The organism is Thermohahella caldifontis, from assembly GCF_041153465.1.
Classification (GTDB): Bacteria; Pseudomonadota; Gammaproteobacteria; order Pseudomonadales; family Oleiphilaceae; genus Thermohahella; species Thermohahella caldifontis.
The window spans coordinates 3,321,585-3,333,917 of record NZ_CP154858.1 but is presented as its reverse complement, the minus strand read 5'-3'; the positions used below and the strand labels follow the sequence as shown (position 1 = coordinate 3,333,917).

The 12,333-nt window shown below is 61.9% G+C and carries 10 protein-coding genes; 8 read left to right on the top strand and 2 right to left on the bottom strand.

The genetic code is table 11. From position 1 onward, the window contains the following. Positions 1–2 precede the first annotated feature (2 nt). The 8 genes from AAIA72_RS16190 (at position 3) to AAIA72_RS16155 (ending at position 10,581) form a co-directional block, all read left to right on the top strand. Positions 3–746 (top strand): 16S rRNA (uracil(1498)-N(3))-methyltransferase, encoded by a 744-nt coding sequence (locus AAIA72_RS16190; RefSeq protein WP_369601317.1) that lies wholly within the window; start codon positions 3–5, stop codon positions 744–746. A gap of 1 nt (position 747) precedes the next feature. Next, a complete protein-coding gene (locus tag AAIA72_RS16185; protein WP_369601316.1) occupies positions 748–1,992 on the top strand; it encodes an efflux RND transporter periplasmic adaptor subunit in 1,245 nt (414 codons plus the stop codon). Then, the gene (locus AAIA72_RS16180; RefSeq protein WP_369601315.1) at positions 1,989–5,147 is read left to right on the top strand and encodes an efflux RND transporter permease subunit; all 3,159 of its coding nucleotides are present in this window, start codon (positions 1,989–1,991) and stop codon (positions 5,145–5,147) included. The genes AAIA72_RS16185 and AAIA72_RS16180 overlap by 4 nt, the downstream gene beginning before the upstream one ends. A 302-nt stretch (positions 5,148–5,449) precedes the next feature. Next, positions 5,450–6,673, top strand: a complete 1,224-nt coding sequence (locus tag AAIA72_RS16175) for a DUF445 domain-containing protein (protein WP_369601314.1) — start codon at positions 5,450–5,452, stop codon at positions 6,671–6,673. A gap of 253 nt (positions 6,674–6,926) precedes the next feature. Continuing rightward, complete coding sequence (locus AAIA72_RS16170; RefSeq protein ID WP_369601313.1) at positions 6,927–7,127, top strand: hypothetical protein; 201 nt, start codon at positions 6,927–6,929, stop codon at positions 7,125–7,127. Positions 7,128–7,172: 45 nt separating this feature from the next. Beyond that, on the top strand, positions 7,173–8,159 hold the full coding sequence (locus AAIA72_RS16165; RefSeq protein ID WP_369601312.1) for an HDOD domain-containing protein: 987 nt from the start codon (positions 7,173–7,175) through the stop codon (positions 8,157–8,159). Next, positions 8,156–10,261, top strand: coding sequence for a DUF748 domain-containing protein (locus AAIA72_RS16160; RefSeq protein WP_369601311.1), 2,106 nt, complete (start codon positions 8,156–8,158; stop codon positions 10,259–10,261). Before AAIA72_RS16165 ends, AAIA72_RS16160 begins: the two co-directional genes overlap by 4 nt. Further along, positions 10,240–10,581 (top strand): hypothetical protein, encoded by a 342-nt coding sequence (locus AAIA72_RS16155; RefSeq protein WP_369601310.1) that lies wholly within the window; start codon positions 10,240–10,242, stop codon positions 10,579–10,581. Before AAIA72_RS16160 ends, AAIA72_RS16155 begins: the two co-directional genes overlap by 22 nt. Here the strand turns inward: AAIA72_RS16155 and AAIA72_RS16150 are convergent. Continuing rightward, a complete protein-coding gene (locus tag AAIA72_RS16150; RefSeq protein ID WP_369601309.1) occupies positions 10,492–11,886 on the bottom strand; it encodes a YihY/virulence factor BrkB family protein in 1,395 nt (464 codons plus the stop codon). The genes AAIA72_RS16155 and AAIA72_RS16150 overlap by 90 nt on opposite strands. Then, positions 11,883–12,320, bottom strand: coding sequence for a DUF1499 domain-containing protein (locus AAIA72_RS16145; protein WP_369601308.1), 438 nt, complete (start codon positions 12,318–12,320; stop codon positions 11,883–11,885). Before AAIA72_RS16145 ends, AAIA72_RS16150 begins: the two co-directional genes overlap by 4 nt. Between the last annotated feature and the right edge of the window lie 13 nt (positions 12,321–12,333).

Here is a 12,333-nt window from a genome sequence, read left to right as displayed (position 1 = left end):
TCATGTCATCACCCCGCTTTTTCGTGGACACTTCTCTCACAACAGGAACTGACGTCCGCATCGAGGGCAATCCCGCACATCACATGGCTCGCGTGCTGCGCATGCGACCGGGTGATCACGTCCGGCTCTTCAATGGTGACGGCAACGAATACACGGGGCACATCACGCATCTGGACAAACGCCACGTGGCAGTGCACATTGACACCCGGGAAGAAGTCCGCCGGGAAAGCCCGCTGCATACCACCCTGGGGCTGGTGCTTTCCAAGGGCGATCGCTTTGACTGGGCGTTACAGAAAGCCACCGAGCTGGGCGTGTCGGCCATTCAGCCCCTGACCAGCCAGCGCTGCGAGGTACGCCTGAGTCCGGAACGCCTGGAGAAGAAAATGCCTCACTGGCAACAGGTCCTGATCAGCGCCTGTGAACAGTGTGGTCGCAATCAGGTGCCGGTGCTGCACCCCGTGCAGTCGCTGGGGAGCTGGGTAAACGCGATCAGCGCCGATCGCAAGCTGGTGCTCGCACCGGGGATGACCGGGTCGCCCCTGGACGGCCCTGTACCGCACAGCGCAGCCCTGCTGATCGGCCCCGAGGGCGGACTGAGCGATAGCGAAATTCAGCAGGCCAGAGGCGAGGGCTTCGAGCCCGTGACCTTTGGCCCGAGGATCTGGCGAACCGAGACCGCGCCCGTGGCGGCGCTCGCCATCCTGCAATGGCAATGGGGGGACTTCCGCCCCCGACAAGGAGAATAATGTGAAGTCTGTTGCACCGGCAAAACTCGTCATCATCGCCGTCGTCATCATGCTGCTGGCCGCCGCCGGCTGGCTGTTCACACACCGCCCGGCACCCCCGAAGGCGCCCCCGCCGGATACCCGGCCTCAGATACGTGTCATGACCGCACAACCGGCCAGCCTGCCGGTGGCACTGAGAACGCTGGGCAAGGTTACCGGTTCTGCGGAAACCCAGCTCAAGGCCCGTGTATCCGGCACCGTCACGGCTGTCCATGTTCAGGCCGGGGAAGACGTGCAGCAGGGTACCCTGCTGGCGGAAATTGATGCCCGTGATGCTCAGGTGGCACTCATCCAGCGCGAAGCCGACGTCGCGGAAATCCGCGCGCTCATCGCCGAAGAGCAGACCCGGCACAGCGCCAATCTGGCGGCATTGGAAGAAGAAAAGCGTCTGGTGGCCCTGGCTGAAAGGGCACTTGAGCGTCAGATGCGTCTGGCGAAAACCGGGGCCACATCTGATGACCGGCTGGATGCGGCACGCAGTGCTCTCAATCAGTCCCGGCTGGCCCTGACGGCCAGACAGCAGGCTATCGACAGCCATCCCAGCCGCCTGCAGCAGCTTCAGGCCCGGCTGGCCCGGGCCGAGGCGCTGCTCGAGCAGACCCGCCGGGATGTGGCCACGGCACAACTGCAGGCACCCTTCGATGCACTGGTTGTCCAGCTTCATACCGCACCGGGCGACCGAGTTCAGGCCGGCAGTCCCATGATGACCCTGGTGGACCGCCAGCGCCTGGAAGTGGTCAGCCAGGTCCCCGATGACTGGGCACGACAGATCCGGGACGCACAGGCCAGCGGTCAGCCGGTCGCGGCCTCGGTCAGCGTGGCAGGGACACCGGTGCGCCTCACGCTCTCGCAGGTGGCCCAGGTGGCCGATGCCAATACAGGCACACTGAAAATCCACTTCCGGCCGGAAGCGCCCGGCGCGCTGATCTATCGTCAGACCGTGGATGTGACCATCGAGCTGCCCGCCGCACCCGGCCGGCTGGCCCTGCCCCTTTCGGCGCTCTATGGCTATGACCGGATCTACACGGTCGAGGCAGGCCGTCTGCACATGCATCGGGCCAGGCGACTCGGCCGCTGGTTTGACCAGGGCCGGGAGTGGATAGTCGTGGAAGCCGGAGACATCAAAGCCGGCGCGAAGATTCTGACCACCCAGCTGCCCAAGGCCATCGACGGTCTGGACGTGGTCATTCAGGATGATGACGCATGAGCCAGGATCCCGCCGCCCACCAGAATGACATCATCGGCCGCTTCGCCCAGCACCGGGTGGCCGCCAACCTGCTGATGCTGATCCTGCTCATGGCCGGCGCCGTGGCCCTGATCAAGCTCAATACCCAGTTCCTGCCCCATTTCAATCTGGACTTCATCAACGTGCGGGTGGTCTGGGCCGGCGCCAGTGCCGAGGATGTGGCGACCTCCATCACCACACCACTGGAGCAGGAACTGCGCAGCCTCGACAACATCAAGGAAATGCGCTCCACCTCCACCCGGGGATTCAGTTCCATTGTACTGGAGTATGAACAGGGCTCGGATCTCAGTCTGGCACTCGACAAGGTCAAGGAGCGGGTCGCCCAGGTGAGGAACCTGCCGGATGATGCGGAAGAGCCGCAGATCGTCAAGATTGAGCGGTACGAGGACGTGGCCTCTCTCATTATCAGCTCGGAAGACGGGCTGGATGCCCTGCGCCCCTGGGCGCACCAGTTTGAACGCGAACTGCTGGACGCCGGCATTTCCCGCGTCAGCTTTGAGGGACTGCCGGATGAGGAAATGGCCATTGAAATCCCCAGGACCACGATTGCCGAACTGGGCATGACGCTGCCGGAACTGGGACAGCGCGTTGTGGGGCAGAGTCAGGATCTGCCGGCGGGTACTCTGGCGAAAACGGAGTCAGCCCGGGAGCTGCGCAGCCTGACCAAGCAGCGTACGGCAGACGGCTTTGGTCAGCTGGCCGTGCTCACCAGCCGGGACGGCCGTGAACTGCGGCTCGGTGATATCGCCCATATTGAACGCCGCCCCAAGGAAGCCAGCCAGCGCCTCTATTACCGCGGTCAACCGGCCGTGCTGCTCAAGGTACAGCGCCTCAGCTCCGCGGATGCCCTGAAAATGGCAGAAATTTTCAACAACTGGTTTGCCCGGGCCGAGACGCGCGTCCCTGATGCCATCCACCTGCACCGGTTCAATGAAACCTACATCCTGCTGGAAGACCGTATCAACCTGCTGCTCAAGAACGGTATCGGCGGCCTGATCCTGGTCATTGCCATCCTCTACATCTTTCTCAACGGCCGCGTGGCCTTCTGGGTGGCCATGGGCATTCCCATCTCGTTCATGGGCACCCTGGCGGTCCTCTACCTGGTTGGCGGCTCCATCAACATGGTCAGCCTGTTTGCCCTCATCATGGCTCTCGGTATCATCGTCGATGATGCCATCGTCGTGGGCGAGGATGCGCTGGCTCACTACCAGAGCGGCGAAAGCTCGCTGCAGGCGGCCGAAGGCGGCGCACGACGCATGTTCATCCCCGTGATGTCCTCCTCCCTGACCACCATTGCAGCCTTCCTGCCCCTGCTGGTCATCAGCGGCATCATCGGCACCATTCTCAAGGCGATCCCCATCGTCATCATCTGTACCATCATTGCCTCGCTGGTGGAAAGCTTCCTGATCCTGCCCGGGCACCTCCGGCACAGTTTCCACCGCAACCATCACAAGCAGCCGTCCGCGCTGCGCCAACGGCTGGATGAAGGCTTCAACCGGTTCCGGGATCAGGTTTTCCGGCCGGTCATCACTGCCGCCCTGCACAACCGGGCCCTGACGCTCATCCTGACCTTTTCGGTGCTGGTCTTCAGCGTGAGCCTCGTGGCCGGCGGCCGCATTCCGTTCACCTTCTTTCCGTCACCGGATGGCAATTACCTGATCGCAAGCGTGAAGTTTTCTGCCGGCACACCCCCGGAGCGGGTTCATGCCTTTGCACTGCACATGGAAGAGAAACTCCGGGCGCTCAATGATCAGCTGGATGAACCGCAACCGGTGGTGGAACATGCCCTGGTCAAGGAGAACAGTGCCAGCTTCGACGGCGGACAGAACCGCCAGTTCGGCGAGCAGTACGCCTCCGTGGTTGCTCAGCTCAGCCAGCCGGATGACCGTTCCGTCACCAATGCCCGCATTGTGGAACTCTGGCAGAACAGCCTGGACAAGGCCGAGGGCATTGAGATCCTCTCCATCAGCGCACCCCGTGGCGGGCCACCCGGCCGGGATATCGACATTTTCCTGAACAATGCCGAACCGGACGTGCTCAAGGACGCATCCGCACAGATTCAGGCGGAACTGGCCGGCTATGAAGGCGTGACCAATATCCAGGATGACCTGCCGTTCGGCAAGCAGCAGCTCGTCTACACCCTGAGCCCCACCGGTCGGGCGCTGGGCCTGACCGTCCAGGAGATCGGCCGCCAGCTCAGGGCCGGATACGAGGGACAGCTTCTGCAGATCTTCTTCGACGAAGAAGATCAAGTGGAGGTCCGCATCATGATGGATCAGGCCGAACGCAACAGCGAGTGGGCCCTCGACAGCTTCCCCATCGTGACCCGTGCCGGCGTGGTGCCCCTGAATACGGTTGCCGAGCTCACCTCCCGCCGCGGACTGGAACTGCTGCGCCACACGGATGGCCGCCTCGGTGTACACGTCACGGCGGAAGTGGATACGACGCGCAACAATGCCAACAACATTCTGGGGGATCTGGACGAACGTTTCCTCGCGCCCCTCAGCCGTCAGATGGGCTTTGACTACGTGTTCAAAGGCCGCAGTCAGGAGCAACGCGAAACCGGCGCGGACATGAAGCTGGGCGCACTGGTCGGCCTGACGCTGATCTACCTGATTCTGGCCTGGGTGTTTGCGTCCTGGTTCTGGCCCCTGGCCATCATGATGGCGATTCCCTTTGGTCTGGCCGGAGCCCTGCTTGGCCACTGGATTCTGGGGATTGATCTGACCATCCTCTCCCTGTTCGGTTTCTTTGGCCTGTCAGGTATCGTGGTCAACGACTCCATCATCCTGGTCAGCTTCTATCAGGAACTGCGCAAGAAAGGCGTGCCGCGCATCCAGGCACTGATCGATGCCAGCTGTCTGCGGCTGCGCGCCGTATTGCTCACCTCCCTGACCACCATCGCGGGCCTGACACCCCTGCTCTTCGAAACCTCCTTCCAGGCCCAGTTCCTGATCCCCATGGCCGTTTCCATCAGTTTCGGCCTGCTGGTTTCGACCCTGCTGGTACTGGTGGTCATTCCCGTGATTCTGTCCCTGATCGAAGGCATCATTGCCCGGAACACGCGCTGGCGTGAACGGGGACGCCCTGTGGATAACCATGTGGAAAACTTTTAGAAAAATCGCCGCAGCCCGCTTCCCCAAGGGCTCCGGCGATTTTTGCACGCCCTTTCAGGATTGCATAATTCTTTTCATTTCAATGCTTTATAAATTTTGCCCTTTTTGCGCATTTCCAACACGGCTTGACAACGCCTGCGGATCAAAAATGTGAATAACCCGTCAGCACAGTCTGGCTTTTGGCCTAAACGTGAGGCCTGTCAGATTTCGAACATTTGGACGATGGTACCTGTTTTGTTACATCCCGTAACAGTCTATACTGCCGCAATCGGTTGTCTGACAAGGTTCATTTGGTGATACCCATGGAGTTGTTAACGAATCCGGAACTCTGGAAACATCTGAGCATCCCCCTCATCGCGGCACTGATCGGCTGGTCCACCAACTGGCTGGCCATCAAGCTGACGTTCTATCCACTGGAATTCGTGGGTATCCCACCCTTTCTGGGCTGGCAGGGCATCGTCCCCTCCAAGGCCCGGAAAATGGCCGCCCTGAGTGTGGATGCCACCATTTCCAAAATCGGCACGCTCCGGGAAGTCTTCGAACAACTGGACCCCCAGGCGCTGGCCGAGTACATCATCAAGACCGTGGATCCTCGTATCGAGGAATACGTGGATGAAGTCATGGTCAGAGAACATCAGACCCTCTGGGAAAACCTGCCGGCCTCCGTCAAGCAGATGGTCTATGACCGTGTGCGCAAGAACACGCCGACACTGGTCAAGAATCTGGTGGAGGACATCAACCACAATGTGGAAGACCTGCTGGATGTGAAGAAGATGGTCATCGACCAGCTGGAGAAGGACAAGCGGCTGCTCAACCGGATCTTCCTCGAGTGTGGCGATGCGGAATTCCGTTTCATCATCAACAGCGGTTTCTGGCTGGGCGGCCTGTTCGGTATCGGGCAGATGGTGGTCTGGTATTACTGGCAAAACTGGTGGCTGCTGCCCGTCTGCGGTCTGATCGTGGGCTGGGCCACCAACTGGATCGCCCTGAATGTCATCTTCCGCCCGCTGAATCCGGTCAAGATCGGCCCCTTCACGTTACAGGGCCTGTTCCTCAAGCGCCAGCGCGAAGTAGCAGCCAGCTTCTGCCATATCGTGACCCACGAGATTCTCACCATCGGCAACCTCACGGACGCCATGCTCAACGGACCACGCTCACAACGTACCCGGGCGCTGATCCGCAAGCACATCAAGCCGCTGGTGGATGACACGGCAGGCCTCTCCAAGCCCTTTACCCAGATCGCCATCGGCCCGAAGGGATTTGCCGAGCTCAAGCAACACGTGGGCGAGATGGCCATCGAACTCTCGGCACACACCTTCACCGACCCCGTGTTCAACCACGAGCGGGCCGAGCGCGTCGAACGCATCATGCGCGAACGCATGGAAGCCCTGACCCCGGAAGAATTCCAGGATCTGCTGCGTCCTTGCTTTCAGGAGGATGAAATCAAGCTCATCATTCTCGGAGGCGTGCTTGGCTTTCTCGCCGGTCTGGCCCAGCTGGTTTTTGTCTTCGACTGGCAGTTCTGACCCCTCCTCCTTTTCCCTGACTTGCCCCTGCCGGCTCATCTCCGGCAGGGGCCTCTTTCAGCGGTGACGATCCGATAGCCATGGCCGGCCAACCGCTCCGGGCCACAGGATAAACCCTTACTCATGCACGCCGGCCCGGCCACATCCATTCTGATCAGAATTCATGCGAATCTGTTCATACGTACATCCCCGCTTTGACAAAGCGATACAATCGGAACAAACTGAATCCATATTCACTTCTTGGAGCATTACCGTGAACACACTGATCCGACACGGTCACAGGGCTGACCGCGCAAAGATCAGGGATGACATGACTCGCAAGCTGTTCAGGGAAACCTGCCGATTGATCCGGATGCGTCATGCACACGGCACACGGGATGCTGCTATACTGAATCACTACGACACCTTGATTGAGGAACGTTGTCAGTTGCTGGAGCGGCTGACACACGCCTGACCGGACAGGTTGCGCTGTCCCGACCGGTCAGCACAGGAGTGATGCATGACCGGGTTTCTGAAACGCCTCTTTTCCAGGGCGCAACCAGCGCTGCAAACACATGATCAGGCCCACCTGAGAGAACCTGTTGCTGTGCCCGATCCTTGGGCACGGCTGGATCTCCAGCACATCTTCGGCCACCAGGCTGCCACCTCAGCCAGTCAGGCCGCCCTGCGGGATCTGGGCAAGGCCCTGCGCAAGCGTCTGCGGCACGAAGCCGACCAGGCGCTGACACTGCCCCGCCAACCGGCGGTTCTCCCCGAGCTGATTCGCTGGCTCAATGACGAAACCGTCTCACACCGGCAACTGGCCGATACCATCGGAAGGGACCCGGCTTTGTCCGCCACGCTGCTGAAGCTGGCCAACTCCGTCTGGTTTCGTACCTGCCCAGATCCGGTGGAAACCGTACCCCGTGCCATTGCGGTCGTCGGGCTGGACGGTTTGCGGCGACTGGTGGCCGCAGCGCTTACCATGCCGGTCATCCGTGGCAATCAGAGTGATCCTCTCCGCGAACAGCTCTGGCAATGGGCGCTCGACGCCGGCGAACTCAGTCGTCAGGTTACGCGCCAATACCATGCGGATGAAGCCAGCCTCTATCTGGGCACGCTGGTGATCGCGCTGGGTTACCTGACGCTGTACCTCAATGGTCTGGAGCTGGCGGGGCCCGGGCACCTCCGCGCCGAAGACGTCCGGTCACTCATGCCCCAGCTGACCATGGCCTACCGTTTTCATGTTGCCCGGCGCATTGCGGATCACTGGCAGCTCACCCCCGGGCTTCGCAATGCCATGCGTGACCTGCAGCAGGACGCCCCGCGCGTGCCCGGCTCCCTGCCACATGGCCTGGCACTGACACTGCAGATGGCCCACCTCGGGCATCTCTGGCGCCATCAGCGTCTGACAACGGACGAGCTGGAACGATTTGTCTCGGCCCAACCGGACAGCCAGTGGTACCATGATGTGATCTATACCCACACGGACACCCGGACTCCATGACGCCACGCAGACGCGCCAGCCTGATTGTCGCAACCATTCTGATCATCCTGATTGTTGTGCCCCTCGCGCTCATCCAGTGGGGCCTGCCCTGGGCCATCCGACACTACTACACCCAGTTTCTGAACGCGCATGATCTGGAAGGCACACCGCCGGTACTGGAAGTGCATTTTCTCGACTCCGGGCTCTCGCTCAGGGGGCTGACCCTGCGCAAGCCCGACGGCACCCTGCTCCTCAGTCTGCCCGAGATTCATGTTCGGGTGGAAGCACCGGCGCTCATGGAGCGCCAGATCCACATCCGGTCGCTGTCCGTTGCCGATGTCCGGGTGGACATCCGTCAGGAGGGCAACCAGTGGCAGGTTGCAGGCATCCCCCTCCCCGGCAGCCAGAACAGTGGCGACGAATCCGGCCCGGAGGCGCCGCCCTGGACCCTGCGTCTGGATGAGGGCGCACTGACCTCCGCGCGTCTCGCACTGACACGCGCCGGGTATACGGACAACCTCGCCATTGACGCACTCCGGATTCAGCGTCTGCGCTCCGGCGCATCCGGTCTGTCCGCGACCCTGCAACTGGATGCCCTGCTCAATCATGCCTCCCGCGTTGTGCTCAGCGCCGAAGTCCTGAGCCAGCCCGCCCCCTTCATCCATGCCACGCTGGAGACGCTGACCCTGCACCGGGAGGATCTGGAAGGCCTGGTCGACTTTCCTGCAGAAATGGGCAACGCCACGCTGGATCTCGCCGGCGAGGTGCAGTACCAGGGCGGCGAGCAACCCGGCCTGACCCTCAAGGCCCCGGCCATTGCCCTGCGCAACCTGACCGCCAAGGTCCGGGAGTTGAGTGTCGATGCGGCAGAAACCCGGCTCAATGATGTGCAGCTCGACATTCTCCTGCCGGAGGGCCAGCCCCCCGAGATCCATCTGACCGGCGGCCTGATGCTTTCTCCCCTCAGTATCGAGGGCGCAGCCGGCCAGTGGCTGGGCTGGCAGCAACTGAGCATTCCCGCCTTTGAACTGCATCAGGCACCGGAGCTCTCCTTCCGGGCCCCACAGGCCATCCTGACGGATCTTGTGGTCTCGCGTGTGCGCCAGCCCGGTGATACACCGGATGCGCCGCCCCTGCTTCAGACCCGACAGCTGACACTGGACAGGATCGACTTCACGCCCGACCGGCTCAATCTGGAATCGGCCGCCTTCGAAGGGGCACAGAGCCTGGTTGCACTGGATGCCAGCCGCAATCTGACCACCCTGATTCCGCTGCCCGGGGCAACGGTAAGCACCACCGAGGAAGCCACGGAGACCCGTTCGGCCAAGCCGGTCCCGGCACAGGAAAACGCCCCGGACGCACCGGGCTTCCGGTTTGCCCTCAATACCCTGACGCTGGACAGCAGCAGCGCCGTTTACATTCACGACGCCGGGGTCAATCCACCCTTTGACCGCAGCCTGTTCATCTCGCGACTGAGAGTGACGGATATCCAGAATGCGGAACCGGACCGTCCACTGCATGTGGAAGCCGCTCTCAGCACCGATGCGGGGGCGGAACTGAGCTGGAAGGCGGATATCAGGCCCTTTGCCACGCCCGTTGCGTTTACCGCCAATCTCACCGGCAAGCAGGTTGCCCTGCCCCGCCTCTCTGTCTATCTGGAGGATGCGCTGGGCTACCGGATTGAAAGCGGCGATCTGGATGCCATGGTGACCATCCAGGGCACCCCGGAGCGCTTTGAAGGCAACGCCTCGCTCACGCTGGCGCGGCTGAATCTCAAGGGACTATCCGGCAATACCGCCAGCCAAAGCACGGCCATTCCGCTGGATGTGGCCCTCAATCAGCTCAAGGAAGGTGACGGCACCATCAGCCTGGACATTCCCTTCCGGCAGGAAGCCGGCAAGAGCGATGTGGGGCTGGGCAGCTTTGTGGGCCTGATCATGAAAAAGGCGCTTTATGAAGCGGCCAAGTCCTACGTCGTGAATACCTTTGTTCCCTACGCCAATGTGGTCTCGGTGGTGGCGCTGGCGGGCGAACAGCTGTTCCGGCTGCGTTTCGAGCCCCTCCCCATGCCCCCGGACAGTTGCTGCCCGGCAGGACACAAATGGATTATCTGGCCGGCATGAAGGCCGTGCTGGCCAAGCGCCCCACCACCCTGAAGCTGTGCCCGGTCACCTGGCCCGGTGATGCGGAAGGACTGAGTCCCGATGCACTCGAACGTCTGCCGGCAGACCTCAGGGATCTGCCCGCCGTCCGGACGCTCAAACGCGCCCTTGAGGCCGGCACTCAGGGGGAGCCCCTGTCCCGGGCGCTGGCCGAGGCCCGGGCCGCCATTTACCGGTACATGGCCACGTTCTCAGGCCTCTCCGCCCGCAGCTTTGTCAGTTGCGGTGTCATCGTCGAGGCTCAGGGGGGGCAGCCCCGGCTTGAGTTCAAAGCGGACTGAGCCACGGACCCAGTCTGCCAGCGTGGCCGTACCCAGCCGATCACGGACGGCCTCATGAATGGCGGAGGTCAGTGCATCCACGTCCGGGCACGGCATCTGGCCCGTGGGATGAGACAGTGCCTGCCCGTTGATGATGTCATACAGCTCCATGAGCTGAACCTTGTCGGGCGAGCGCGCCAGAATCAGGGCTTCATCGGAAGCATCCACGGAAGCCAGTATCCGGGCATCCATGAGCAGACGGACCAGAAACTGTACCTCTTCGGGTGGCAGCGCCAAGGCAGCTTCCAGCTCGGTAAACGAAACGCCTCCGCCCGTGCTGTCCACCTGCTGTGCCACCCGGTGCAGCAACAGCCAGCCCGCCCGCTGCAGCAGGGCCGGCGGGGCCTCCTGCCGATCCATCGGCGTAATCTGGGTCACGTTCTGGGCGTAGTAACTGATGGACGCGCCCAGCAACAGAATCAGCCAGCTCAGGTAAAGCCAGATCAGCAGCAGAATCCCCACTGCAAATCCGGAATAGATCGCCTCGTATTTGGAAGAATTCACCACGAAGGTGGTAAAGCCGTAACCCGTTGTCTGCCACAGGATGCCGGCAATCAGGCCGCCGGTCAGCGCATGTCGCAGTCGCACCCGGGCGTTGGGAATGAACACGTACACGAACGTGAACAGGCCGATGATCATCAGGTACGGCATCATTCGCGTGAGGACGGAAAAGGCCCAGCCAAAGGGCTCGATGGCAATCAGTTCCTTCACGAAGGCGGAGCTGACCAGCGTCGCCGTGGCGCCCAGGGCGGAAACCACCAGCACCGGCCCGATCACGATCACGCTCAGGTAGCTGCTGAAACGCTGGGCAAAGGGCCGGAGCCGGGACACATGCCAGATCTCGTTGAAGGACCGTTCCACCTTCTGCACCAGCGAAATCACGGTATAAATGAGCATGCCGAGGCCCACGGAACCCAGCACCCCCACTTTCATGTTGTCCACGAAGGACAGGATATTCTGAACGATCTCGACACCCTGATCTCCGAAGGGTTCGAAAAAGCTGTACAACAGGGGCTCCAGCTGCTTGTGGGCACCCATGGCCTTGAGCACGGAAAAGCTCAGGGCCAGCAGGGGCACGATGGACAGCAGCGTGGTATACACCAGGCCCATGGCGTGGAGCGTCAGCCGACCGGTGGTGGCATCGCGGATGACCGCATAGAGCACCCGCGCCACCTGCCGCAGGCGCATCTCGCCAGCCGTCATGGCCGAACGGGGCTTCTCCCAGAGCCAGTAGTCCAGCCGCTGTTTCAGGACCTCAACGCTCATACCGGCTTGCCCCGGGGCTTCAGGAAGGCCTTGCGAATGGCCTCCACACGCCGCCGGTTGGCGCCAAAGTCATAGTATCCGGTACGCGATGCAGAGCGGATATCCAGCGTCCGGTTCACCGGATTCCAGATCACGGTCACATCATCCACAAAACGCAGAAACCGGGTCGTGTAGGTGGCATCCAGGCGCATGCTGTCCTGCGCGGTGATCACCCCGCCCGTTTCCTCTATGGCCGTGCGCAGACGCATCCACATTTCCGTCTCGCTCATGTCCGCCGGCACATTCAGTGGCGCCACGTAGTGGCTGTCCTCCTCCGGCGCCAGCGAGCTGACACAGTTGGGCGAATCCGGACAGGCCGGCATGAGCACGCCTTCGGCCCGGGCCTGAGTGAGCATTGCGCCGGTGACCACCAGCATCAGAAACCATCTTTTCATGTATGTCTCCTGT